At 46.4% G+C, this 24,325-nt stretch carries 24 protein-coding genes and 1 pseudogene; 21 read left to right on the forward strand and 4 right to left on the reverse strand.

The window, feature by feature from the left end; genetic code table 11:
- The first annotated feature begins 70 nt into the window (after positions 1–70).
- A complete protein-coding gene (locus NSS79_RS00975) occupies positions 71–1,054 on the forward strand; it encodes a hypothetical protein (protein ID WP_342437926.1) in 984 nt (327 codons plus the stop codon).
- Between the two features lie 578 nt (positions 1,055–1,632).
- Here the strand turns inward: NSS79_RS00975 and NSS79_RS00980 are convergent.
- On the reverse strand, positions 1,633–1,812 hold the full coding sequence (locus tag NSS79_RS00980; RefSeq protein ID WP_342437927.1) for a hypothetical protein: 180 nt from the start codon (positions 1,810–1,812) through the stop codon (positions 1,633–1,635).
- Positions 1,813–2,194: 382 nt separating this feature from the next.
- On the opposite strand from NSS79_RS00980, the gene NSS79_RS00985 reads away from it, so the two are divergent.
- Both NSS79_RS00985 and NSS79_RS00990 read left to right on the forward strand, forming a co-directional pair.
- Complete coding sequence (locus NSS79_RS00985; protein WP_342437928.1) at positions 2,195–2,416, forward strand: hypothetical protein; 222 nt, start codon at positions 2,195–2,197, stop codon at positions 2,414–2,416.
- Positions 2,417–2,784: 368 nt separating this feature from the next.
- Positions 2,785–3,072, forward strand: a complete 288-nt coding sequence (locus NSS79_RS00990) for a DUF6809 family protein (protein WP_342437929.1) — start codon at positions 2,785–2,787, stop codon at positions 3,070–3,072.
- 111 nt (positions 3,073–3,183) lie between these two features.
- Here the strand turns inward: NSS79_RS00990 and NSS79_RS00995 are convergent, their stop codons facing one another.
- Positions 3,184–5,565: a N,N'-diacetylchitobiose phosphorylase gene (locus tag NSS79_RS00995; protein WP_342437930.1), complete on the reverse strand. Its 2,382-nt coding sequence runs from the start codon at positions 5,563–5,565 to the stop codon at positions 3,184–3,186.
- Between the two features lie 422 nt (positions 5,566–5,987).
- Between NSS79_RS00995 and NSS79_RS01000 the strand changes: the two genes are divergently transcribed.
- The 15 genes and pseudogenes from NSS79_RS01000 to NSS79_RS01070 all read left to right on the forward strand — a co-directional run bounded on the left by NSS79_RS01000 (position 5,988) and on the right by NSS79_RS01070 (position 20,453).
- A complete protein-coding gene (locus NSS79_RS01000; protein ID WP_342437931.1) occupies positions 5,988–6,317 on the forward strand; it encodes a hypothetical protein in 330 nt (109 codons plus the stop codon).
- Positions 6,318–6,341: 24 nt separating this feature from the next.
- Positions 6,342–7,523 carry a hypothetical protein gene (locus tag NSS79_RS01005; RefSeq protein ID WP_342437932.1) on the forward strand — a complete coding sequence of 394 codons (1,182 nt, stop codon included), beginning with the start codon at positions 6,342–6,344 and terminating at the stop codon, positions 7,521–7,523.
- 9 nt (positions 7,524–7,532) lie between these two features.
- A complete protein-coding gene (locus NSS79_RS01010) occupies positions 7,533–8,306 on the forward strand; it encodes a hypothetical protein (RefSeq protein WP_342437933.1) in 774 nt (257 codons plus the stop codon).
- Positions 8,303–8,752, forward strand: coding sequence for a DUF5085 family protein (locus NSS79_RS01015; protein WP_342437934.1), 450 nt, complete (start codon positions 8,303–8,305; stop codon positions 8,750–8,752). The genes NSS79_RS01010 and NSS79_RS01015 overlap by 4 nt, the downstream gene beginning before the upstream one ends.
- A 1-nt stretch (position 8,753) precedes the next feature.
- The gene (locus NSS79_RS01020) at positions 8,754–9,218 is read left to right on the forward strand and encodes a DUF5085 family protein (protein ID WP_342437935.1); all 465 of its coding nucleotides are present in this window, start codon (positions 8,754–8,756) and stop codon (positions 9,216–9,218) included.
- A 58-nt stretch (positions 9,219–9,276) separates the two neighbouring features.
- Positions 9,277–11,127 (forward strand): hypothetical protein, encoded by a 1,851-nt coding sequence (locus NSS79_RS01025; protein ID WP_342437936.1) that lies wholly within the window; start codon positions 9,277–9,279, stop codon positions 11,125–11,127.
- A 38-nt stretch (positions 11,128–11,165) separates the two neighbouring features.
- Positions 11,166–11,912 carry a hypothetical protein gene (locus NSS79_RS01030; RefSeq protein ID WP_038584732.1) on the forward strand — a complete coding sequence of 249 codons (747 nt, stop codon included), beginning with the start codon at positions 11,166–11,168 and terminating at the stop codon, positions 11,910–11,912.
- Positions 11,913–11,973: 61 nt separating this feature from the next.
- Positions 11,974–16,599, forward strand: a complete 4,626-nt coding sequence (gene essC / locus NSS79_RS01035; RefSeq protein ID WP_342437937.1) for a type VII secretion protein EssC — start codon at positions 11,974–11,976, stop codon at positions 16,597–16,599.
- Positions 16,592–16,843, forward strand: coding sequence for a hypothetical protein (locus tag NSS79_RS01040; protein WP_038584738.1), 252 nt, complete (start codon positions 16,592–16,594; stop codon positions 16,841–16,843). Before essC ends, NSS79_RS01040 begins: the two co-directional genes overlap by 8 nt.
- Positions 16,844–16,879: 36 nt before the next feature.
- Positions 16,880–17,179 carry a WXG100 family type VII secretion target gene (locus NSS79_RS01045; RefSeq protein ID WP_038584741.1) on the forward strand — a complete coding sequence of 100 codons (300 nt, stop codon included), beginning with the start codon at positions 16,880–16,882 and terminating at the stop codon, positions 17,177–17,179.
- Between the two features lie 17 nt (positions 17,180–17,196).
- Positions 17,197–17,499, forward strand: coding sequence for a pore-forming ESAT-6 family protein (locus tag NSS79_RS01050; RefSeq protein ID WP_038584744.1), 303 nt, complete (start codon positions 17,197–17,199; stop codon positions 17,497–17,499).
- A gap of 75 nt (positions 17,500–17,574) precedes the next feature.
- Positions 17,575–18,330 (forward strand): annotated as a pseudogene (locus NSS79_RS01055) (serine/threonine-protein kinase); the annotation flags it as partial.
- A gap of 99 nt (positions 18,331–18,429) precedes the next feature.
- Positions 18,430–19,218, forward strand: coding sequence for a vWA domain-containing protein (locus NSS79_RS01060; protein WP_052092410.1), 789 nt, complete (start codon positions 18,430–18,432; stop codon positions 19,216–19,218).
- 133 nt (positions 19,219–19,351) lie between these two features.
- Positions 19,352–20,038, forward strand: a complete 687-nt coding sequence (locus tag NSS79_RS01065; RefSeq protein WP_342437938.1) for a hypothetical protein — start codon at positions 19,352–19,354, stop codon at positions 20,036–20,038.
- 226 nt (positions 20,039–20,264) lie between these two features.
- The gene (locus tag NSS79_RS01070) at positions 20,265–20,453 is read left to right on the forward strand and encodes a hypothetical protein (RefSeq protein WP_342437939.1); all 189 of its coding nucleotides are present in this window, start codon (positions 20,265–20,267) and stop codon (positions 20,451–20,453) included.
- Between the two features lie 165 nt (positions 20,454–20,618).
- Here the strand turns inward: NSS79_RS01070 and NSS79_RS01075 are convergent, their stop codons facing one another.
- Entirely contained in the window at positions 20,619–21,503 is an 885-nt protein-coding gene (locus tag NSS79_RS01075) for a TIGR03915 family putative DNA repair protein (protein WP_342437940.1), read from the reverse strand.
- Positions 21,503–22,813 carry a putative DNA modification/repair radical SAM protein gene (locus tag NSS79_RS01080; RefSeq protein ID WP_342440282.1) on the reverse strand — a complete coding sequence of 437 codons (1,311 nt, stop codon included), beginning with the start codon at positions 22,811–22,813 and terminating at the stop codon, positions 21,503–21,505. The genes NSS79_RS01075 and NSS79_RS01080 overlap by 1 nt, the downstream gene beginning before the upstream one ends.
- Positions 22,814–23,044: 231 nt before the next feature.
- Between NSS79_RS01080 and NSS79_RS01085 the strand changes: the two genes are divergently transcribed.
- The 3 genes from NSS79_RS01085 (at position 23,045) to NSS79_RS01095 (ending at position 24,276) form a co-directional block, all read left to right on the forward strand.
- Positions 23,045–23,494, forward strand: a complete 450-nt coding sequence (locus tag NSS79_RS01085; RefSeq protein WP_342437941.1) for a LytTR family DNA-binding domain-containing protein — start codon at positions 23,045–23,047, stop codon at positions 23,492–23,494.
- Positions 23,487–23,897 (forward strand): hypothetical protein, encoded by a 411-nt coding sequence (locus tag NSS79_RS01090; RefSeq protein ID WP_038584761.1) that lies wholly within the window; start codon positions 23,487–23,489, stop codon positions 23,895–23,897. The genes NSS79_RS01085 and NSS79_RS01090 overlap by 8 nt, the downstream gene beginning before the upstream one ends.
- Positions 23,898–24,084: 187 nt before the next feature.
- Complete coding sequence (locus tag NSS79_RS01095) at positions 24,085–24,276, forward strand: hypothetical protein (RefSeq protein WP_038584764.1); 192 nt, start codon at positions 24,085–24,087, stop codon at positions 24,274–24,276.
- The last annotated feature ends 49 nt before the right edge of the window (positions 24,277–24,325 follow it).

Here is a 24,325-nt window from a genome sequence, read left to right on the forward strand (position 1 = left end):
AGGTTGGAAATCCTTGTAGACCCCATAATCCAAACTTAGTCATATCTTATAATGGAGAGGTAGATGATAAATGAAGAAGAATTTTTTATTATCAATTACACTATGTTTTTCCTTGCTTTTCTGTTTGGCAGTACCTGCAGCCTTTGCTAATTCAGTAAGTGAAGATGAAACCCTGAATAATGGATATTCAATAACTGATGCCTATGAGTACCCATTACAAATAGATACTGGGGAATGGAAAGAAATTCAATCCTCCGAGGAAAAAGTTAAGGTTTCTCAAATCCCAGAATCCATTTTATATAATATGACGACAGAAGCATTGGTAGAAACAGTGATGAATTATCCATTAATGGTTACTATGTACGCTTTTGATACCGAACAAGCAGGATTTAATGCCGTTTACAGTACTTTTAATGGTTTGCAGGAATTAACAAAGAGGTCTGACGCAGCCTTTGAATTAGAGCGATATCGTAGCAATACTGCTCTTTTAAAAACAACAGATACTAAAATAATCGTTCAAAGTTATTATGCCGAAACTTTACTTGCAGCTATTGGCTCTAATAGCCGTGTAAGTTCAGATAGCGTTATTACTCCAAATTTCACCAACAGTTCTGTAACTACACCTAGAGGTACTAGTGTGCCGACATTTAAAGATCTGACCTGGGCGGATCATGGATATACATCGGCACAAGGGGCTGCAATTCAAGCTCAGTTCGTAGCAGCATTTCCTAATGCAACAGTTTTGAGTGCTCAGAATCCCAGTTATAATTGTCACTCGTATGCATGGTATTCTACAAGTTCGGCTAATACACATTGGATGAATAGCTCAAGTGGGTATAGAACGGATGGTAGCTATACCAGTGGAACGGCGAGAGTTGGGAGCAAAGTGGATTATGGAGCAGGAGATCATTCAGCCATTGTAACATATGTTGGAGGAGGATCGGGACCCAATATTACAGTTAAGTCAAAGTGGGGACATAATGGAGTGTTCTCACATAATATAGTTGATTCTCCTTATACGATGGGTGCTTATTCTTGCACTTTCTGGAATTGATTATAACCACAAGTTATTATACTGTTTCTCTGGTTATACGTGATAGTGATTTGAAGGATGGGTTACAGTAGTGATGTTATTGAGGACTAAAGTTCCTTCGGTTGACATCAAATCCGTGACTACACTCTTAGAAGCTTATGTGCCGTTATCTTCGGACGGCTGAATAACTACTCGGTCAACGTATTCTTGAAGAACTTGTCTTTTTTCACCTTCATCGGCGGAGAGAAGCAGGTTCTTTTTCGTTTTCAATACTTTTTTTAAAATGGCCCTCACTAGTAAAGGGTATTAATAAATGAACAGTAAATGGAGTAATTATAGTGGTGGGTTTCTTTGACGGCTGCCGTACTGCTAGGGGTACAGGCAGTGGGAGCAATCTTCGGGTTGCAATTGGCCCAGAAAAATACGATGAGGTTATAGCGGCCGTGAATGCGGTCCTGGGTATCTTGGTAGTGCTGGGGAATTGTGAGTAATCCGGAAGCAGGCAAAGGATATATTAACAAAGAATAACTATTTACAAATGATAAGTAAAGCCCCGTCATTAAAGGAGGAGCTTTACTTACAAGGTAGTATAGTTTTGATTAATACTTAATATCTTCGTCTTGATAATCGTTCTGAACTGAATTTAAATAGCCTCCTATCGCAAATGTAGTTATAAGTCCACCGCTGAAACCCATAAAGATTGAAAAAAGCGTAAACCCAAAAAGCGCGCCAATTCCAAGCGTAGATAGAAGCACAAGAATGATACCAAACCATTTCATAGCAAGTAACTCCTTTATTATATGTATTAAAATGGTAATTTAGTAGTAATACGTATTATTTTCCTATCAGTTTCACTTGTATTTCAAGTACATACAGCCGAAGCTATCACGGACGCAAGCAACTCTGATAAAGAGTAAATTCCCAAGCGTTTTTGTGTACAAATCTCTTTCAAACAAGGATGGAGATTTCCTACTAATGGTTTCATGTTTTGTACATTGGCCTTATTATGCATCTCGACAGTTAAAGTCAAATTATGGTAAGTTCTTCGTATAATTACTGTAGTAATGAAGTCAGATTCGAGCGATAAATTAAGTGCAGCTACTTTTTCACTTGGAAAATATAATATAACAAGCCTTTTCACCTGGGAGGGAGGTACTGAAGATGAATGAGCCGGGTTTGGAGAAGGCGATGGACACCCTGCAATATTTGAGTCAGGATCCAGAGGCCAGACGCTTGTATGAGGCCAGACAGAAGTATCTGCATGATGAGGCATCTATGCTCGGAAGTGCAAAAATGGCAGGTATAAAGGAGGTAGCAAAGAATATGCTGACCTTGAATCTGGACATAGCGACCATTGCAAAAGCCACTGGATTAACGGAGTAGGAAATTAATAGTTTGAGGAAGTAGATAATTAGGGAGCATCTATTGAGCGGATGCTCCTTTTTTATTGAAGAAATTATGTGGGGTAACTTTCGTTGCCTAATAACCTATCTAGGTGTATGATTCTATCCTGCATATAGGGACTAACAAGTAGCGAGATACGCTGTCTGGTCTCTGCCTCTGGGGGCAGCAGAAGGGGATAATCAGGCTGACTTAACGTATAGCCGGTTTCGGGGTGATACGTATCAGTGAAGACACCTTAAATGTTTTTTCACTTCAACCTTTACGCCTAAGCGTACCACATATATTCTGCAAATATGCTACGCTGGTTTATATCATTTTTAATTCTGAATCTTATAGAGGAGGCCCCCATGCCAAGCATTCTCGAATCCCTATACCACGGTAGCTTGTTCCCTAACGAGCACGTTATCCCCAAAGATTCTAATTATCGCCCGTTAAACAAACAAATCATCGAGTCTATAGAAACTTGGAAAGGTAAGCTGTCCCAAGGAGATTTTGAGGAACTGGAGTCTTTATTGGAGTTCTATTCGCAAGTGCAGGGGATGGATATGACGGCTGCGTTTGTGTGCGGACTCAAGACCGGAGCGGCGATGATGATTGAAATTCTAGTCGATGATTGCTCTTCTAAATCATATTAGCGCTCAACTCCGAGGTAAAAAAAGCAACCTCTGTCCGAAGCGGATAGAGGTTGCGGCTACTATAACGTCTTCGTGAGGCAACCTGCGAAGAACGTTCTGCATGAATAAGCTTTATCCCATAATGACTAGCACGTTGTTTTCAGCTTTCATTTTGGCGATTGGGATCAGGTCGCCTTGAATTTCTTCGCCGTTAATGACGATATGGGTAACCCCTTTTTGGACGCCGTTCTTGTTCTCTACCTGAATGTTCAGCTTCTTACCGCGGAATTCCCGCACCATGGAGAAGTCATTCCAGCTGGAAGGAACACATGGATTGATGCGAAGGCCATCCATCTGCGGCTGAATCCCCATGATGCCCTCCACCAGAGAGACCATCACGGTCGAGGCGGTGCCGGTGAGCCAGTGGACATGCGCCCGGCCTTGATACGGGCTGTCTTTGGACTCGACGAACTGACCATGCACGTAAGGCTCAAGTTTGCGGATTTCGGCTTTGTCGTTCATGCTGGCCGGACTGCAATTCAGGAAGTATTCGAACGCGCGTTCACCGTTGCCAATCATGGTTTCCGCTAAGATGAGCCATCCCTGCGGCTGGCTGAAAATACCGGCGTTTTCCTTGGTGGAGGCGTTGAAAAGGGCCATCAGAGCCACTGGCAGGCCGTACTCCCGGAACGGCGGGTAGAATAACATAGTGCCGTAATCGGTCCGCAGATTGTCGTACACTTTATCCATGGAGACCTTTGCCTGTTCCGGGCGGGCGGCGCCGCTTAATACGGCCCAGCTTTGCGGATTCAGCCAGATTTTTGCTTCATCATTCTCCCAGGAGCCAATTGTATAGTTATCTTCGGTGAATCCGCGGACGAACTGATCGTTCTCCCAAGCATGCTTCTGAATGTTCCCGTCGAGCTCATCAAGCAGGCCCTGTGCCCACTTTACGTCGTCCGGCTTGTTCTTGTTTTGCGCGATTTCCATGAACACTTTGAAGGCCATGTACAGCTGGAAGGCGACGAATAGCGACTCACCTTTGGCTCCGAGACGCAGACAATCGTTCCAGTCCGCATGAAGCCCGACCGGCATGCCATGTGCACCCATACGATCCAGGCTGAATTGAAGAGCCTGGCGCAGATGCTCGTACACCGTGCCTTCACCTTTATCCGAATAAGGTATCATCTCATCTGTAAAGTCCCAGTTGCCACTTTCATTTAAGTATTTAATGATGGTTGGGAACAGCCACAAGGCGTCATCGGCGCGATAGTGGGGATGACCGGTTTCCCGCACGTATTCCGGGTCGTCTGGTGTGCCCTCGTGACCAGGGTTATGATCAAACTTCACCAGTGGAAGTCCACCGCCGTTGGAGACCTGGGCGGAAATCATCAGTCTTAGACGCTCGAGGGCCATCTCATGATCCAGATGAATGATACCTTGAATATCCTGTACGGTATCCCGATAGCCGAGTCCGTTACGAAGACCGGAGTATTGGAAGGAGGCTGCACGAGACCAGATGAAAGTGATGAAGCATTGATATGCGTTCCAGGTGTTGATCATGTTGTTCAGATTATCGCTTGGTGTCTGGACCTGGAAGCGGTTAAGTTTGCTGTGCCAGAATGCCTTCAGTTCTTCGAGTTCCTTGTCCACGACAGACAAATCTTTGTAGTGGCTGAGAATTTCGGACGCACCTTTCTCATCATATTGTCCCAGAAGGAAGGCGATTTCTTTCTCTTCTCCTGGCTGCAGCTCTACGTTGATCTGCAGAGCACCGCAGGAGTTGGTGTTGTAGTTTAATGTATTGCTACATTGGCCGTTTGCAACGGAAGCCGGATTGCCGTAGCTGCGGTAATCGCCGAGGAACGTATCCCGGTCGCCATCGTAAGCGGTTACCTCTGCGCCTGCAGCACCGAAGAATCTCCAGCTCTGATCCTCGGGAACGTTTTCATTGATGGATTGAAGGATCATATTGTTTTTGTAGTAGGTCCGGGAGATGAACAGCGTGTACTGAAGGTTGACGGTATCCTGCTCGTAATTGTTATTGTTGGTTAATTCGACAAATCCGAAGAGAGCCAGCTTCCGCGCTTTGGAGTCATTATTGCGGACCTTCATGCGCCATACCTCGTAGGTTTTGTTCAGCGGCACATAATATAATGATTGTGTATGGATATTGTCGTAATCCGAGACGATGTTCGTGTATCCGGTTCCATGATGGCATACCGACTTGTACTGATCCAGATCTTTACCCACGGGCTGCCAAGAACCGGACCAATAATCCCCGTTCTCCAAATCTCTCACGTAAATGTAGCGCCCAGGCTCGTCCTTTGAATTAAAATGGTAGCGGACATGCCGCCCGTTGGCTCCAGACTTTACAAAACTGTAGCCCCCTGCGTTTCCTGAGATAATGGCGCCGTATTCCGGCGAGCCCAGGTAGTTCGCCCAAGGGGCAGGCGTATTCGGTTTCGTAATGAGATACTCTTTGTTTTTTTCGTCAAAGTGACCGTATTGCATAACCATTCCTCCTATAAAGTGGATGATGGGCAGGGCAATAAACGCGCGTTCACAAACAGGTGAAGTTTCCCGGCCCAATTTCATTATAAGATAGTTTTAATCAACCTATAACCCCATATTTGTGAAAAAACAACAAAGAATATCAAACTAAGGAATTTTCAAGTTCTTCTAATAAAGGCGGAGAAACGGAAGGGGTTTATCGCCTTATGGATGTGCCGAAGGACTTTTTTTTCGTAATACGCAAAATTTAGTTTAACATGTCGTTTTTGATGGTAATGTATGTATATTGTGTGGTTATATAATGAATCAACTAAGTTTTTATGTATTCTGTATATGCATTAGGTCCACGGAAGCTTGTACATAGATCACATTTAGTGTTTATTTGGGTTGGGAGTTAATCTACCCTGCGAAAGGATGATTTTATGAAAATTGATGTCCAAAGGGAGAGCGGAATTGCCCGGGAGATCGGCCAGCATGAAGTTTCTCTGGGCGCAATCAAAGAAAATCTCGAGTTGTACAAGGAAAGCTTGAGAAAAAGCTGGGATGCAGATGAAACTATACATATGACACATGCTATGGAACTGATTCAAACGAGTATTGGAAGGGTCGCATCAAGTCTTAGAGCGATTGAGTCGGATATTATATCTACGGCAAATGCGATAAGACAAGAAGAAGATGCGAAGGAGGCAGCAGAAATCGCAGCTAGAGAGGCAGCAATGAAGCAGCTCAAGAATAGTCCGCATACTAAATAAAGTCTGTGCCGGGAGGACACTGTATTGAATACCATTTTCCTAGATGAGAATCTTATTCAAATTGCATCAACCCATCTTTCTAAGTACACCTCTGACTTATCTGACGCAGTGAGCAGACTTTCCCGGTTGCTTGGTCAAATTGACAATAGAGTTCTGTCGCGAAGTGATGTAGGCAGCCGGTTAGGCAACCTGTGTAAAGAGCTGGGGGATTTACAGGAAAAGCTGGGGAATTTCAAGAAGTTTGTGGAGAATGAAAGTGGAAAATATTTTGATATTGAAGATTATTTGGTTAAAGTCGGATTGTCATTCAGCTCAAACCCCATAGACCAGTATGAGTCTCAATTGGCTGGCGATCCTTTCTTTCTGCTGGCCTTCCGCAATGCCGTGAATGATGTATTCTCTGGCATTACGAACTCGGATACATTACTCCGGTATAAAGATTTGCAGTTTAAAACCGTTAAAAAAGACGGGAAGATTCTCATTCAGCTCGTCAATGCGGAAATGGTTACGGGCAGACACTATATGGAGTATAGAGACGGGTTGGTCCGGCTCTTAGGCGGGGAAAGTGGAACCTTCAAGAAGCGATACGTGAACCGGTTAATTAACGGGGATGGAATACCTCTGTATGTTGACGGCCATGGGGTTATCCAAGATAATATGGACCGTTTTAATAGACTGGCTCCGGTAGAACAATTCATCAATGGAAGAAGCAACAGATTACAAAATATGAAGGATGTATTCAAATCTTCTTATAAAGACGGGATGACACTCTGGGATGATTTTAACTGGAAAAACACGACGGCTTTGTCTAAGGGCGGAAAGTTTCTAGGTGCGGCCGGGACGGTTCTGGCGGTAGGAGATAACTTTGTGGAGACCTTCAGAGACGGCGGGAAGTGGGATTTTAACTTGAAGAACACTGGTACTTTTGCTGTGAACACCACGGTGGATGTTGCCGCCGGAGCGGGTGCAGCAGCAACTGGGGCCGTTATCGGCTCATTTGTGGTGCCACCCTTGGGAACTGTAGTGGGGCTCGCCACAGGCGTAGCTATAAACTTTGCCCTCAATGCCAAGTTCGGAGGTCCGCCGCCGAAAAGTGTAGTCGATCATACGAAAGATGTGGTTAACGATGCAGTGGATGCTACTTGCGACGCTATCAGTGGTGCTGTATCAAACATCGGAAAGGGCTTGAACAAATTGATATGGTAGGAGGCTCACATGTTAAAGCAATATAACGAGGAGTACTTCGCTAAAATAAAGGAAGCCGCGCGTGAACGCTTGCGTCCTGATGGTGTATCTGTATTTATTATAGCTACCTTAGTGTTCAGTGCTGTAATGATCGCGGTTTCGCTTAATGCGGTTCTCTATGGTGATAACACCGGTTCGAGGTGGATGATTTATTTAATTGTAGACATAGTCCTCTGGGCATTCCATTTGCTGGCTGCACTTTTATTTTATAATGTGAAATGGGCCTATAAATATCAAAAAATCCAGTCCTACATACTATGTTTGATTACCCTGAAATTTTCGCTGGAATTCTATTTGGTTTACTTTCTGATGTGTGAAGACAGAGAGGCAGCGCCGTTCATGACATCACTCGGTCTGCTGATGTTGTTAGGCGGAATTCTTTTCCTGATCCTCTCCACCTGGCGGGCAGTGCAGCGGGTAAAAAAGGGTCATTTACAAAGAGGCGGCAGCGGATTATACAATTACAAAGAGTCCAAGTCCTACATAAGTTTGCCTGTTATTTATCTCGGAGCCGTTATTGCCGGACATATGCCTAAGATGTTCTCGGATAATAGCTCATATACATCCATGGAGCCTGCAATTGCCTTGGTGTTTTGTGTAGTTCTTCAGTATGCCATTGCCATGGCCTGGCCTGAATTCTTCCTGCTGGTATACTGCAAACGACGATTCCCCTCCTTTCATATCCAGCCATACAAGCAGCGTAAATCGAAGCAGCAGAAGCCACGCGGGGGGCACAAGGCATGAAAATAAAGCGGACTCCGATCATATTCCATAACGTCATCAGTTGTACCAAAACCTGCAAAATCGAGGAATGGCATCAGCTGGCCAGAGAGCTTCGTAATTCCGTTGTAAGCAGTGGCTTATATGGTACAGGTCCGGTCATTTATCAAGTTGCCAATCTGAATTTGGCTGCAGGGGAGGCCGACTATTCCTTCTATGTTCCTGTAAATGCACCTGTGGAGATGAAGAACAATGAGGAGTATCAATTTACAGAAACGTTGAACTTTACAGATGGGCTGCTGCTTAGACACGCTGATCTCGACGACGATATCGAAGAATCATACGCTGTTCTGAGGTCATGCGCGGAGTCCTATCAGCTAACGCTTGAAGAACCCTTTTACAATATCTATCTGGATGTCTACGGGGATGGAATTATCGATATTTTTGCTCCGGTCATCAAGGAGGGATAGTGTGGTAAATCCAAAGGATTCGATAAAATACACCAGTGTTGTCTCCAGAAAATATCATTTCTACTATAAGGATCTGGAGCAGCAGCTATCTGATTTTATGAGTGATGTATTCCAGCTTAAGGCTACGATTAAAGGTCCCTTATTCTATTCCATAAACAATATTCCAATGGATGAAATGCTGCATGCGGAATTTTTTATTCCTATCCATGAGGATTATCTGGACGTGACAGAAGATATGCATTTCCACAGTTATTTCTGCATCGACCGGATGATTTCTACTTGTGATCTTGCCGATTATGAAGCAAGTACGGAGACCGCTTATGGAGAGCTGCTCCACTATATGGAGAGCAATTATTTGCGCCAGACGACTCCCATTTTTCATATCGTTTCCGGGGACCGGACATTACCCTATTTGTTTATCAAAATCGGAGTCAGCGCTCAAAGTGCTGAGGAAATTTGGCTGTGAACGGCGGTACAGGACGGTTATCAGCGAATTGAACCGCATGTAGAAAGGATGCAAGGAGATGGCATTCAATCCAGAAACCAATGAAGAATTAGTGATTGACGGGAAGGTTTATGTTGTTCAGGGGCATCCGCTCATGAGTGAGATCCCCTACGGCCAAGAGGGCAGGCAAGGTACGGTGTATAAACTCACCAGCATTCAAGACGGCATTTCCAAAGCGCTGAAAGTATTCAAACCCGTCTTCCGGCAGCCTTCTAATGTATATTTGTCAGAGCAGCTTGCGGCCTTTTCAAAGATTGATGGACTTCAGGTCTGTGAACGGGATGTATTGATTCCTCAGCGGGACGTACAACTGTTGGGAAGTCACCCGGAGCTGCTGTATGCTGTTCTTATGCCATGGATCAATGGTCCGACCTGGATGGATATCATACTGGAAAAGAAAGATATTCCCCAAGAAACGGCGCTTCATACCGCCAGATCGTTGGCTGAAGTGTTATCTTTCATGGAGCAGCGCGGGTTGGCGCATGGGGATTTATCAGGCTCTAACGTTATGATTCCCGGACTCCTGCATGAGATTATGCCCTTAGTCAAATCATGCATTCAGCTGATCGACATAGAGCACATGTATGCGGTCCACCTCGACAGGCCTGAATATATGACGATGGGATCACCCGGATACTCTTCCGGGAGAAGTGATTATCAGCATCTTTGGAACAAGTATGCAGATCGTTATTCCGGCAGCATCCTGCTCGCGGAGATGCTGGCATGGTTCCATCCTGAGATTCGGGAAGCGGCATGGGGTGAAAGTTATTTTGACCCCGAGTTGATGGAGAATGACCAGGATAGAGTAGCCTTAATTAATAGAGTGTTGACTGAAAATTACGGCGGCGAGGTTGCGGGTCTTTTTCGTAAAGCATGGGAAAGTGACGCGCTATATCAATGTCCAGCATTCGGAGAATGGTATATTGCCTTATCCTCGGTCAGCCTTGGCTACACGGACTCCTCCGAAGAGGTTCTGGCGGAAGGAACAATGACTTCAACGGCCCTCCCATCCGTTCTTCGTCCAACTCCAATGGAAGAGTTGTCAGAATGGGATGAAGCGCCGCTGGGTAGAGCAAGAATGCTGGAAAGTTCAGGGGATTTACAGGGAGCCTTGGCGGCTTACACAGCATTGCTTGCCGGTCCCGTTGCTGATTCCTCTGTCCGCCATGAAATCGAAGTTTCCATACAGGTGATTCAGTCTCTGCTGGCTGAACAGCATTCGAAAGAAACTGCGCCGGAACAGGAAGAGCTGCGCCACCCGGCAGGCAAGAAATGGCGGCTCGGAATGCTGATTGCATTGGCGGCAGCTATTGTGCTCGGCGGCAGTCTGACTGTAAGGGGGATAATGGGCGAATCGGAGCCCTCAAATGAGGCTGCTGACGTTGCCGCTCAAGCAACGGTGCAGCCAACGGCAACAGCCCAGCCAACAGTTGCCGCCAGCCCGTCGGCGGCTGCTCTGGCGCCCGTAACTACGGAAAAGCCGAAGCCAAAGCCGACAGCTGAGCCGACGGTTAAACCAACGCCGAAGCCGACAGCTCAGCCAACGGTTAAACCAACACCGAAGCCGACAGCCCAGCCAACGGTTAAACCAACACCGAAGCCGACAGCCCAGCCGACGGCTAAACCAACACCGAAGCCGACAACTAAACCAACAGCCAAACCAACGTCGAAGCCGACAACTAAACCGGCGGCAACCGCCAAATCAGTAGCGAAGAAGCAAAAAATCAAAGCGTTGGAGGATAGCATTCTTTATGCCTACAACGTTGAAGATGATACGGAAAAGGTTATCCGTCTAGCTAAACAACTAAAAGCACTGGATAGCAATAACAAGCTGGCACGAAGCATGCTAAAAGAGCTTACAGGAGAGTAGTTATACAAAAGTACATATAACATTTAGGAGGAATAGATATGAAGAAGTTTATCTCAGGCTTTATCTGCGGTGGATTATTATTCGGAGGTGTTACCGTATTTGCGGCAGATTTAAAGGGAGCCCTATTCAATATTAATAGTGTTGAGGTGGATGGCGCGAAGATTACGGTGAATAGTAAAAATAAACCTTTTACATTCCAAGGCTACGCTTATTTTCCCAGCTATATGCTGCCTGAGCTGGGTTATGAACCTTCGCGTTCCCGTGACGGAAAGACTGTAATCTTAAATTCAACGGGCAAGAAGGTTTACGCAACCACCGGCACGATTGAGGCAGGCAACGATTTCCTGATCGGAGCCCCTGAAGTGGTTAATACGAACGCAGAGAGCAGCATTATGTACGACGGCAGCACTGTGATTAAAGAGCAGAACGGGACCACCCATTTGAATTATATCTATACGATGCTTGGAGACTATACTCCGGATAGCAAGGGACAAGCAAAGATTACCTATCAACTGGATGAAAAGTACAGACAGTTTAATGCGAAAGCGGCTCTAATTCAGCATAAGCTAGGAAGCGTCAGCACGCAGCCGGTCACGGTAGATGTTTATCTTACAAATAAGGGCGGGCAAACGACCTTATACGGATCGTACACATACACGTCCACCCAAGAACCCCAAAATTTGATTGTGCCGCTTCGTTATGTGGATAAGATTACATTTGCGATAAGCAGTCTAGGCGCTTCTAAAGTGGAATTTGCCATGTTTGATCCAGTATTCATTAAATAGTAATCCTGCAGGAAGTTAGTGCCGGCTATTTGGTGGATTTGAATAGGGAGTGAAGATACGCATGCAGCTATCACTGCTTAAAGATACGGTCATCTATACTTGTGTTCTTCCCGAGAAACAGAAGGGACAATACTGGATCACCCAGAGAAATGAACAGAATTATGAGGAGAACGTTATCAGCATTGAAGGCATTGAGGGGAAATGGATTCTAAAGTCCAATAAACAGGCCGTTATTCTGGACAGCAACAAGTCCACTATTAAGGAAATTGCCATAGAACCCATGAACATGTACTCCATTCATCTTATCCGAACGAATGAGTATGTAGTGCTCTTCTCTGAGCCTGTCTCCCGTGACAGGAACACCTTTAAGAAGCTGAAGTTTCATGCAAACAGTAAAATAACGATTGGACGGGCAGAAAATTGTAATCTGCATTATGCCAATAAGTATACCTCATCCCTTCATGCTGAACTGTTGATCAATGGCTCTACCCTGACGATTCAAGACCAGAGCAGCGCAAACGGAACGTTTGTGAATGGGAGACGGGTCACCAGCAAAGTGCTGAAACTAGGAGATGTCGTCTATATTATCGGTCTCAAAATTATTATTGGCCCCGATTTTATCGCCGTGAACAATCCGGACGGTCAGCTAAAAATCAAAGGGGCTGCGTTTCAGCCGTATGTTAAGCAGACGGCAGCTGTGGTTGAGGAGGAGGAATTGGAGGAGATCGCCGTTTCCCCTGAATTCTTTTACCGTTCTCCACGGTTTAAGCGGGATATTCAGCAGGCGGAATTTGTAATTGATCCTCCACCTTCACTCGGTAATATGGAACAATTACCAATCATGCTGATGCTGGGTCCGTCCATCACTATGGGGATGGCCTCACTTTTCACAGGGTTGTTTGCCCTCCAGAATGCACTCAGTTCCGGGGGGAATGTCAGAAATGCAATGCCTACTCTAGTAATGTCTATGAGCATGCTGCTAGGTACAATATTATGGCCTATCTTGGCCAGAAGACATGAGAGCAAGCGGAGAAGCCGGCGCAATCAGGAGAGAAATGTGAAATACAAGGCCTATTTGGAAGAGCTCCGGCAAAAAATTGCAGATGAGTGTGCCTATCAAAGCGATATTCTACATGAGAACCTAGTGACTGTAGAAGATTGCGTTGGCCGCATAGAACAAAGGAAGCGTAATTTATGGGAGCGAACCCGCAGGCATAATGACTTTTTATCGCTTAGACTGGGACTGGGAACCGTTAACCTGCAGGCAGAAATTAAGCATCCCGAAATAAGATTCAGCTTGGATGAAGATGATTTGCGGGAGGAATTAGAAGCGTTCATCAAAGAACCGAAGCTCCTGAAAAATGTGCCGTTGCCGCTGTTATTGACGGAGGATTGGATAGCGGGAATTATCGGCACCAGGGAAGCCGCCGTTATGCTTACGAAACAGCTGATCCTGCAGCTTACCGCACTTCACAGCTATGATGAACTAAAGCTCGTCTTTCTCTATGATACAAAAGAACAAGATACTTGGGGATTTGTGAAATGGCTGCCGCATGTATGGAATGAAGAGGGCAGTTTGCGGTTTGTCGCAACGGAGCTAAATGAAGTGAAAGAGCTGTCCAGTTATCTGGAAAAAGAGCTGTCCGCCCGGGAAATGCTCTCATCTGATGAAGAAATACGGGAGTTGTCGCCATATTACGTGATTATAGCTGCGGACAAGCAGCTGGCGGGCAAAGCTGAAATAATCAACGGATTATTAAAGCAGAAAAAGAACCTTGGCTTCAGCATTTTGCATCTTTATGATCAGCTTATGCATCTTCCCAAAGAGTGCTCTCTGGTGATTGAGTGCGACGGTGAAGATTCGAATATTTTTGACAAAGATAATATTTCCGGGAAATCTGTATCTTTCCGCCCTGATCCTTATGGGATCCGTAATGAGCTTGCGCTTGCTGTCCGGCTGGCTAACATCAAGCTTGACACATCAGGGTCTAAATATAATCTGCCGGATATGTTAACCTTCCTCGATATGTTTGGCGTCGGAAAGATAGAGCATCTTAACGCCTTAACCCGCTGGAAGGATAACGATCCGGTACTGTCACTGGAAACTCCCATTGGAGTGGATACCACAGGAGCCTTATTTCAACTGGATCTGCATGAAAAATTCCATGGTCCTCATGGATTGATTGCCGGAATGACAGGTTCGGGTAAAAGTGAATTCATTATGACCTTTATATTATCACTGGCAGTGAATTATCATCCTCATGAAGTAGCCTTTATCCTTATCGATTATAAGGGCGGCGGGATGGCAAGCGCATTCTCTAGCCTTCCTCATCTTGCAGGAACGATTACCAATTTGGACGGCGCTGCGGTAAAACGTTCGCTGATTTCAATCCAAAGCGAGCTGAAACGACGCCAGGCCATATTTCAGGATATTCATAGCCGGCTTGGTCTTAGCAACATTGATATCTATAAATACCAAAGGCTTTACCGGGAAGGGCAGGTATCCGAACCGCTTCAGCATTTGTTTATCATTTCTGACGAATTTGCCGAACTTAAAACCCAGCAGCCGGAGTTTATGGAACAGCTGGTAAGTGCTGCGCGAATCGGACGAAGTCTGGGCATCCACTTGATTCTGGCTACTCAGAAGCCTGCGGGTGTCGTAGACGACCAAATCTGGAGCAACAGCAAATTCCGGATTTCATTGAAGGTCCAGGAGAGGGCCGACAGTATGGATGTAATCAAAAGACCGGATGCCGCGGAATTGTCCGTTACGGGCAGATTTTATGTGCAGGTAGGCTTTAACGAGCTGTTTGAACTAGGGCAATCTGCATGGGCCGGCGCACCGTATGATCCATCGGACCGGATGGAACGTACACCGGAGCACAACCTCACGATAATTGATACGCTGGGCCGTATTGTAAAGCAAACAGCTGTGAATAAACGAAAAATCAGACAGGCCAATCCGGAGAAGCAGATTAGCAAGATTAATGAGTATCTATCCCACATTGCTGCCGAAGAAGGCATCAAGATCCGGCCGCTGTGGTTGGAGCCGATTCCTGCTGTGATTTATCTGCATGAATTGAAGAAGAAGTACCCTAACTCCCCTTCTTTTTATGGTGAGATTAATCCTGTAATCGGCGAGGTCGATGATCCGGTGAACCAGAGACAGCTGCCCATGACCTTCCCGCTCTCCCGGGACGGCAATGCCATCGTTTATGGTACGGCCGGAAGTGGCAAAACAGTCTTTCTGACGACACTTATCTTCTCCTTGATAGAGCAGCATACTCCGGAAGAAATCAATATATATATTCTGGACTTCGGTTCGGAAACGCTGGGAGCCTTCTCAGAAGCACCGCATGTGGGTGATGTAGTCTTCTCTCACGACAGTGAAAGGGTTAATAAACTCTTCCAGATGCTTCAGCAAAAAATAGAACAAAGAAAGAAAATATTCTCGCCGTATGGGGGTGACTTCGGTTCTTATAATCGCGTATCTGCGGAACAAGAGCCATCTATATTAGTCGTCATTCATAACTATTCTGTATTTACCGAGCTTTTTGAGGGCAAGGAAGAGGTGATCTCGCTGCTTAGCAGAGAAGGCCTGAAGTATGGAATTTATTTTATGCTGACTGCACTTAATACGGGAGCTATACGGTACAAAACCTTGCAGAATTTCAAGCAGCTCTACGTGCTCCAGCTGAATGATCCATCCGATTATTCCGGTGTGCTCGGCAATGTAGGGGGCGTATACCCTTCCAAATTGAAGGGCAGAGGTATCTTCAAGAAAGACAACGTCTATGAATTTCAGCTGGCCCATATTCAGGCAAACGGCAACAATCTGCTGAATGAATTGCGTAGCAGCTGCAGCAGCTATGCGAAACAATGGACGGGAACAACTGCTGAACAGATACCGATATTGCCGGACAAGGTGGATCTTGCCTTCCTCAAGAAGGATGTTCATCGCTGGAAGGACGGATTGATTCCTGTAGGGGTGGAGAAAGACAGCCTAAAAGTATCCTATATGGACCTCAGCCAAAGCTATATTCAGTTGGTAGCTTCCCGCGATCATGATATGTCTACTTTCATGCAGGGCCTGGTCGAGGTACTCTCCGAGCAAGGCTCTTCTGATTCGGAGCTGTTGGTGCTAGATGCCAATAGACAGTTTACGGAAGACTTTCACAGGAGATGCCGCTATATCAATGACCATAGCGATGCTGCCGAGCAGGCAGTTATTGAATTGTTCAATATGCTGGTGCTGCGGAATAACGCCTTTAAGGATGCACTTGCTGCCGGCCAGCCGGTTCCTGTATTCAATAAACTGACGGTAATTGTGCTGTCGGTATCGGCCTTGCTGTCCAAGCTATCCGTAGATGCTAAGGATAAGTGGAAAGTTCTGCTTGAAAAAGGGAACGCCGCCTATCAGGTTCATTTTATATTGGCTGAACGGGCTGCTAATATCGCGGCATTCTCCTATGAAGCTTGGTTTAAAGAGCATGTGGCCGGAGGTGAGGGGATATGGATTGGAGATGGTTTTACCGATCAGTACCACATGAAGCCGGCCAGATTCAGCCAAGAGATGTACCGCGAGATTGGGGACGACTTCGGATACGTGGTGCATCGCGGGAAGGCTGTTCTGGTGAAGCTGCTGTCTGCCAGTGCGCTCGTGGAGGAGGAGGTCCCCGTTGGATAAGATCATTATTGAGCTCTATATTCCGGCAATCAGCCAGACACACGATGTGATCATTCCTTTAGATCTTCGTCTGCATGAGATCGAAGGCCTGCTGGCAGCTGCAATCATGGAGCTGTCGGGAGGGGTCTATATCAGATCAGAAGATACCGTCATCTGCGATAAAGAGACCGCTACAGTGCTTGATATTAACCTATCGGCAAGGGAGCTGGGATTAAGTAACGGCTCCATGCTGATGTTAATATAAATTTTATGTTTTTTTAATCAGAAAGGAGTAGAAATAATGTCGAAAATTACTGTGGATCCTGCACGGCTGGAATCAGCAGCACAAAAGATGGATGGTCAAGCGTCTGAGTACGCCACGCAATACAAGAAGTTATTCACAGAGGTAAACGCTATGGGTGCCGCTTGGAAAGGGGCCGACAATACGGCATATGTTACCCAGATTCAAGGCTTTGAGGAGGATTTTAAGAACATGTACGATCTGCTGCTTAAATACTCCGAATTTCTAAAACTGAGCGCCAAGATGTACCGGGATACACAAAGTGAAATTATCAATTCTGCTAAAAAATTAACCAATTAAAAAAGGGGGCTGCATATATGTCAACGGAAGGAATTCAAATTTCTTTACCTGAGGTAGCGAATACTGCCGGAACGATCCGATCCATTAATGAAAATCTCAGCGCCAGACTGGACGAAATTAAAATGGAGATGAACGCACTTGCCTCCACCTGGCAAAGTGATGCAAGCAATACCATTCGTGAGAAATTTAAAGGGATGGAACCCCGCTTTGAAGAATATAAGAACGTCATTATTTCCTATGCTACTTTTTTGGATACAACAGTAAAAGGATATGAAGATACGGAAAACGCGATAAAAAACAATGCGAGCCAATTCAAATAACAGCTTCTGAAGGAAGGGTAATGGACTATGTCCGTTGCCCTTATTAGCACTGAACCAGGGATAGGAGAAGGAAATATGTTGACAAACGGAGAGATTCTTGGCGGGAGATATCTGGTAGAAGAGCTTATTGCCAGAGGTGGCATGGGTGCTGTATACCGGGTACGGGATACCAGATTGAATCGTAAGATTTGGGCGGTTAAGGAAATCATTATCGATGCTGAAACCGATGGCAGCAGCTTTCTGGAAGAAATACGGATTCTCAGCAATCTGTCCCACCCGTACATCCTGAAGATAGCGGATTATTTTGAGCCGGATGCTGAGGGAAGAAGTTATCTGGTGATGGAATATGTGAACGGGCACACGATTGAAGAGATATATGGGGATAACAAGACGCCGATAACAGTGCAGCGTGCGCTTAAATATGCCGTGCAGCTATGCGAAATTCTGAACTATTTACATGAACAGCCTAAACCGGTGATTTTTCGTGACCTAAAGCCTTCAAATATTATGGTAGATGAACACGACAATTTGAAGCTGATCGACTTCGGAATTGCAAGGACCTTCAAGAAGGGGCAGTTAAAGGACACGGTAGCATTAGGTACAATGGTGTTTGCAGCCCCGGAGCAATTGGAAAATGGGCAGACGGATTTCCGGACCGACTTGTATTCAATGGGTGCCACACTTTACTTCCTGCTCACCGGTGGGAAATATTATTCTTCCGTTCACTCTACCTTTGCGTTCATCTCTCCTGAGGTTCCATTGGAATATGTGAAGCTGATTAAAAAATTACTTGAAACGGACCCGGATCAAAGGGTTCAAAGCGCGCGTGAAGTGAAAAAACATTTAGAAAACATCTCTAAACTAATGATCGATAAAACACCGGTCGTTGAACCGACGGTTATGATCAATAATCACGATGGAGCTTCACCAATGACTGGAGATTTAACCGGGGGATTAGCCCCCAGGGAAAAATATACAGTACAGGCTACGCAAAGCACTCCGGCATTGATTATTTATCTCATTGATGTTAGTGCTTCAATGGGGTTGGAAATGAATAATGTCAGAAGAATAGATTTAGTGAAAAAAGCATTGGTTTCTACCATAAAGCAAATGGTCTACCGCTCCACTAAGGGGAGCCGGATTGCAGCACGTTATCGGATCGCTATTCTTCCTTACAGTGACGAGGTGGACGACTTGCTGGGAGGCATCAAGGCGATCGATCAAATTGCCAGGACGGCGACGCTGCCAGAGCTTACACCCATGCGATTTACGGATACAGCACTTGCGTTTCAAAGAGCGGAGGAATTGCTTCTGGAACAGTTGCCCCTTATGCAGAAGTGTCCGGCTCCATTGATTTGCCACATGACTGACGGCGTGCATACCGGAGAGGATCCCGAGCCGGTGGCCAAACGGATCATGGAGATGAGTGTGCCTGATGGGAATGTGCTTATTGAGAACATTTTTATAAATGATCATTTTCTCGAAGAGCCTGTTAACGACCCGCGGAACTGGAAGGGGATTCTGCCCGGAATGAATCTGAAGGATGACTATGCGCTTAAACTCAGAAACATGTCTTCTGCACTTCCGGAAAGCTACCGTAAGATGATGACTGAATTCTCTTATACTCTGCAGAGCGGAGCTCTGATGATGCTGCCTGGCAGCAGTCACGAAATGGTATCTTTAGGCTTCCAGATATCTGCGTCTACTCCGATACGATAGGACAGTGATGCTAGAGATGAGATTATTTCAGATTGACCAACGATTGGAATATCCTCTGTCGTCACTGCAAGCAGGGCCTTTTTCCATACGCTGCACCTATGCCCGTTCCAGAGAGACACGGCAGGGAGATGATATGGGGCAGGACTATATAACCTATAAAATAACGGATGACAGCATCCTGTTCTGTGTATGTGATGGGGTCAGCCAGTCCTTTTACGGAAATTTAGCAGCAAAATACCTAGGGGATTCTCTGCTGCAATTCATGTCTGAATCCGATTGGTTTAATTCTGCGGACAGCGAAGTTGTAAAGTACAAGTTATCTTCAGGCTTGCAGCAAATGACCGCCCCGGCTACAAATATGATCAACCATTATGAACTCCCTTCGCATATTGGCGGCCTCTTCCGTGAAGTACTGGAGGAGAAACGCTTGAAGGGCAGCGAGACTACATTTGTATGCGGGAAGATTAGCTACATGGCTGACAGCAACAAGGGTCAGATCACCGTAGCCTGGCTGGGAGATACAGCTATTCGTTTCTTCGATTATGGCACTGAGATTCCAGGCTTAGTAAGCGGGTTTTCCCAATGGAACCGTTGGTCGACTTGTCATGGTGTTATGGGAGAAGGACCTTCTATTCTGTCTATGGATCTTGCAAAAGGTTCCGGTGGACCGAATTGTATACAAATATTCACGGACGGACTAATGGGGTACAGGAATTGGAAAAGGTATCCGGAAAACGCGGAACTTCGACAGATGATTGAAACATCGTATAACCATGTTGCCAGTGATGATGTTTCTTTTTTGGAAATTCGCTGGAATTAATTGTTGGTTAGTCCTATCCATTTGAGTAGGGCTGCCAAATAAGTTGAGAAAATAAACTATACATAAGTAAAACGGACATTGTGGTGATCGTCCTTTATTTAAGTATAATACAAAATATGGTAATCTGGATTCTGATAATATACTCTTAATCTTGGATGTGGTCCATGGAATGAAGCCCTAAGAGCAAGATGGCCCGCAATAAAGCTTTGACGCTCCGCAGGCATCAGTGAAGTCACTGGCAGAGCATTACTCCACGCAGGGTGCCGAGGAAGCGGAAGGTCTGCTGAAGCATGGTTCGTACTCCGTTAGAGGTGGCGAGTCCCCGGATGACTACACCATCTGGGGCGATTATTACTATCTTGAAGCATTGATGCGGCTGGAGCGGGGCATTCCGGGATACTGGTACGAGCGGTAGCCCGGAAGCAAGCTTGCTCTTTCAAGCTGGAGAAGCATAAGCAAGAGCACCTGGATGGGTGCTCTTTGTGCTTTTAGAGCAGAAACCTCTACCGAAAAAACTACCTGGTGGCGAAACGCCTTTCTCCGCGTGTGATGAGAAAATGTGTACTGTAAATTGTCCTTATCATTCTCGCTGAAACGGATCTCGTCCTTGTAAGGACGACGCAGCTGTTTCTACTTGGTGCAATTCACGCCGCTCCTTGCTCTTCAGTCGTGTAGTTTGCGCCTGTTTTGCTGTGAGCGCCGGTACCGCCGCAGTGCCCCCGTCCATTTCCGTAAGATGCTTCCAGTAACGTTTGGGCATCAGGGAGGAACGCAGCCGGTCATTGCGGCGCTCCTGAATACCGATGGCAGTATAGAATTTCTTCCACAGGAGGCGATAGGCCTCCTCAGCCGCATCAGGCTCCGGGGGTATCCATTCCTGGAGTGGAATAATGGCTTCTTGCCCGGGCTGATGGATCAGCGCCATCCTATGGGTCTTGTCATAGATCATGAAGCTTTCGCCCTGAAACCGGTCGCAGAAATGCTCCTGAATGACAGGGAGCACGTAGTTGCGGGGTTCAATCACCGCTGCCATGACCGGACCGTAAACGGAAAACCGCACAAAACCGAGAAAGAGATGCCCTTCCCGCCGCAGATGCTGTACCGCCTTCTGCAAGGCGTTCACGGTATCATCGGCAAGCATGTCCATAACCTTGCGGCCATGCGTGAAGCCGAGATACAGAAAATTCAGCAGCAGCAGTTCCTTGTCTGGCGTACATGTCCAGAATCCTAAACGGACAAGCTCTTCGGCCTCAGGACAGATGCGCAGAGGTATCGAGCGCAGCACGCGGTCTGCTTTGGCGTTGTCGGTCTCAATCCATTTGGATTCCAGCAGCAGGCCTTGCCCTTCACCCTCCGAATGTATGGTTAGCGGAGTTTCTTTCCATTGGTAGCTCTCGAACACGCAGCATAGCAGGCCTTCAAAGCTGCCGTCATAGGTATAAGCCAGAGCGGCCGTCTTGAACATCAGGAGGATTCTCCTTTCCTCAGTCCTGCCGCTCCCGCTGCAGGCAAGGCTGCCAAATACGTGTCATCGAACAGGGAAAGCTGCTCGTACTGCGGCTGTAGAAACGGGGACAGCTCTTGGCCGGACATGAGTGAACGAAGCAGGGTATGCTCGCCGACTTTTAACCCCTCCAGCATTTTCCCCTTACAGGTAATGAAAAATTGAGCGCGCTTCAGCACGACACCGAGCTTCTTCAGCGCGTAAAAATCCAATGTCCCCGCCCGCCGTGCTTTTACAATCCGCTGAGCACTCCTTACACCGATGCCCGGAACACGCAACAGCGTTTCGTACGGCACACGGTTGACTTCAACCGGGAACTGCTCGCGGTGATTGATGGCCCAGCTGCATTTGGGATCAAGCAGCGGATTGAAATTGGGCGCCGCTTCATCCAGCAGCTCCTTGGCCTGAAAGCCATAGAAGCGCAGCAGCCAGTCAGCCTGATAGAGCCGGTGTTCCCGCAGGAGCGGCGGTTTGGTGTCCAGGGAAGGCAGCAGCGAATGCTCTACCACCGGGGTGTAGGCAGAGTAAAAGATACGCTTCAGCCCATACTTCCGGTACAACCCTTCCGTGAGGTTGAGAATCTGGTAATCGGTATCCGGTGTTGCCCCTACGATCATTTGTGTACTCTGCCCGGCCGGTGCGAAGCGGGGAGCGTGGTTGTATTTGACAATGTCCGAAGAATTCTCGTTTATCTTCTCTTTAATAAGGGCCATCGGCTTCAGAATGGACTGTTTGCTCTTATCTGGAGCAAGCCGGCCCAGACTCTCCTTGGAGGGCAGCTCAATATTGACGCTCATGCGGTCGGCGAGCAGGCCGAGTCTGGACAGCAGTATATCATCTGCGCCGGGAATTGCCTTCACATGGATATAGCCCCCGAAGTGATGGACGTTCCGCAGCAGCTCCAGAGCGGCCATCAGCTGCTCGGTTGTATAATCGGGGTTACGCATAATGCCGGAGCTGAGAAACAGGCCTTCTATGTAATTGCGGCGGTAGAACTGCATGGTGAGGTCTGCGATTTCCTCCGGTGTAAATGCAGCCCGGCGCGTCTGATTCGATTTGCGGTTGATACAATAGGCGCAATCATAAACACAGCTGTTCGTCATGAGCACCTTTAACAGTGAAATGCAGCGGCCGTCGGCCGCAAAACTGTGGCAGATGCCCATACTGACGGCATTGCCCATGCCTCCAGCCTGACTTTTGCGTTCTGATCCGCTTGAGGTACAGGCCACATCATATTTGGCCGAAGCCGTTAAAATTTCGAGTTTCTCCATGATATCCACGATCATATCCCCCTCACTTGGGAAAAGTATAACCCGAACAAATGTTCTTGTCAAAATCAAACAAATACATAAAAATACACACATAAGGGTGTCCTTTCGTGTCAGTGCATATGCGCCGCAGCGCGCCGTGCAACAAAGCCGCAGGATTTTGCAAGAAAACGCAATACTATAGTTTTAGCAAGGTTTTGCTTATAAGATTAGTTGTGAAAGGAGGCTGCAGCATTGAACGTTATATTTGAAGCCGATTCAGCATTAGACCGGGGTGTCGCCAAAGTAAGTACCCATCCTGCGGAAAAGGAATATTGGGGGAACATTAAAGAGGCTATTCATACCGCAGAGAAAAAGCTTGTAGTGATCAACGCGAAAAATGACCGCCATGTTCAAATCGGGTGGAGTACGGTTGCTGTAATTGAAGCGGAAGACCGCATGTGCAGCGTACGTGTAATTACCGGAGAAAGGTATTTGCTCAATAAACGGTTGAAGTATGTTGACGAAAGTCTGGATTCAGCCCTTTTTATGAAAATTAATAATCAAACCATCATCAATACGGGCTATATTAAAGAGTTTTCATCCACTAGCAACGCAAGGATTCAAGTGGTGCTCATGGATCATTCCAGTTATTTTGTCAGCCGCTATTACATTAAACAATTCAGGGGGAGATATCATGATTAGCCAGTTCAAGCATTCTTTTTTTCAAGTATTTACGGTGACATCCTTATGGGTAACGTTACTGTTAACGGTTTTTTATAGGGAACAACCGATCAGTATGGTATACCTGTGGCATGTTGCGGGGATTGCTGCAATATCGGCCGTATTATTTGGAATTATGTACGATGCCCTATGGAATCATTTCACCTTAAAGCCGTTCTGGAATATTCTGATTTCCTCCATTATTACAATAGCGGGCGGAATGCTGATTGTCTGGTTATTTTCACAAGATATGTTTCACGTTATTCTGCCCTGGTGGCCCGGAATGCTGTTATTGTCGGTTGTAATGCACACCATAGCTTTTTATTTCTACGCTAGAATAGACAGCCGAAAAAGAGTGGAAGAGCTGAACAAGATACTGAAGTAGGCTGCAGCGGGGCGGGGGGCTGAAAGTGTTATTCCCAAGGAATCAGTTACTCCTGGCTCTGCAATCTGGCCAAAATGTATGCGCATTCCTACTTATGCTATAATAGCATCTAATAGTAGATTAGATTGATGGTTTAGGCTGCGTGGGTTTGCCGATTTGTGAAAATTAGGTCAGGGGTGTTGCAGGGATGAGAGGATATAACATTTGGCGTCCGTTGATGCTGATATTGGTCGCGCTGCTTACGAGAAGTGTGGTTACCAACCTGTGCCTTCTGTTTGGCATGGGCAATGATTCAGCGACCAGTGTCGGCATGATCGGCGCGATTATAGCTGCGTTTGTGATGTATAACCGGATGACGAAACAACGGCGTAAAAAATAAAAATCAGGCCGCCGGGGACCGCGTCCCTTCGTGCTTTTCCTAAACACCC

It is taken from the genome of Paenibacillus sp. FSL L8-0436, from assembly GCF_038593025.1.
Lineage (GTDB): Bacteria > Bacillota > Bacilli > Paenibacillales > Paenibacillaceae > Paenibacillus_AQ.

Coding starts and splice junctions, on each gene's coding strand:
- NSS79_RS01090 (WP_038584761.1), top strand. CDS start 23,487: ATGATTAGCCAGTTCAAGCATTCTTTTTTTCAAGTATTTACGGTGACA.
- NSS79_RS01015 (WP_342437934.1), top strand. CDS start 8,303: ATGAAAATAAAGCGGACTCCGATCATATTCCATAACGTCATCAGTTGT.
- NSS79_RS01075 (WP_342437940.1), bottom strand. CDS start 21,503: ATGTTCAAGACGGCCGCTCTGGCTTATACCTATGACGGCAGCTTTGAA.
- NSS79_RS01065 (WP_342437938.1), top strand. CDS start 19,352: ATGGGGCAGGACTATATAACCTATAAAATAACGGATGACAGCATCCTG.
- NSS79_RS00975 (WP_342437926.1), top strand. CDS start 71: ATGAAGAAGAATTTTTTATTATCAATTACACTATGTTTTTCCTTGCTT.
- NSS79_RS00980 (WP_342437927.1), bottom strand. CDS start 1,812: ATGAAATGGTTTGGTATCATTCTTGTGCTTCTATCTACGCTTGGAATT.
- NSS79_RS01025 (WP_342437936.1), top strand. CDS start 9,277: ATGGCATTCAATCCAGAAACCAATGAAGAATTAGTGATTGACGGGAAG.
- NSS79_RS01050 (WP_038584744.1), top strand. CDS start 17,197: ATGTCAACGGAAGGAATTCAAATTTCTTTACCTGAGGTAGCGAATACT.
- NSS79_RS00985 (WP_342437928.1), top strand. CDS start 2,195: ATGAATGAGCCGGGTTTGGAGAAGGCGATGGACACCCTGCAATATTTG.
- NSS79_RS01095 (WP_038584764.1), top strand. CDS start 24,085: ATGAGAGGATATAACATTTGGCGTCCGTTGATGCTGATATTGGTCGCG.
- NSS79_RS01010 (WP_342437933.1), top strand. CDS start 7,533: ATGTTAAAGCAATATAACGAGGAGTACTTCGCTAAAATAAAGGAAGCC.
- NSS79_RS01030 (WP_038584732.1), top strand. CDS start 11,166: ATGAAGAAGTTTATCTCAGGCTTTATCTGCGGTGGATTATTATTCGGA.
- NSS79_RS00995 (WP_342437930.1), bottom strand. CDS start 5,565: ATGCAATACGGTCACTTTGACGAAAAAAACAAAGAGTATCTCATTACG.
- essC (WP_342437937.1), top strand. CDS start 11,974: ATGCAGCTATCACTGCTTAAAGATACGGTCATCTATACTTGTGTTCTT.
- NSS79_RS01060 (WP_052092410.1), top strand. CDS start 18,430: ATGACTGGAGATTTAACCGGGGGATTAGCCCCCAGGGAAAAATATACA.
- NSS79_RS01045 (WP_038584741.1), top strand. CDS start 16,880: ATGTCGAAAATTACTGTGGATCCTGCACGGCTGGAATCAGCAGCACAA.
- NSS79_RS00990 (WP_342437929.1), top strand. CDS start 2,785: ATGCCAAGCATTCTCGAATCCCTATACCACGGTAGCTTGTTCCCTAAC.
- NSS79_RS01080 (WP_342440282.1), bottom strand. CDS start 22,813: ATGGAGAAACTCGAAATTTTAACGGCTTCGGCCAAATATGATGTGGCC.
- NSS79_RS01000 (WP_342437931.1), top strand. CDS start 5,988: ATGAAAATTGATGTCCAAAGGGAGAGCGGAATTGCCCGGGAGATCGGC.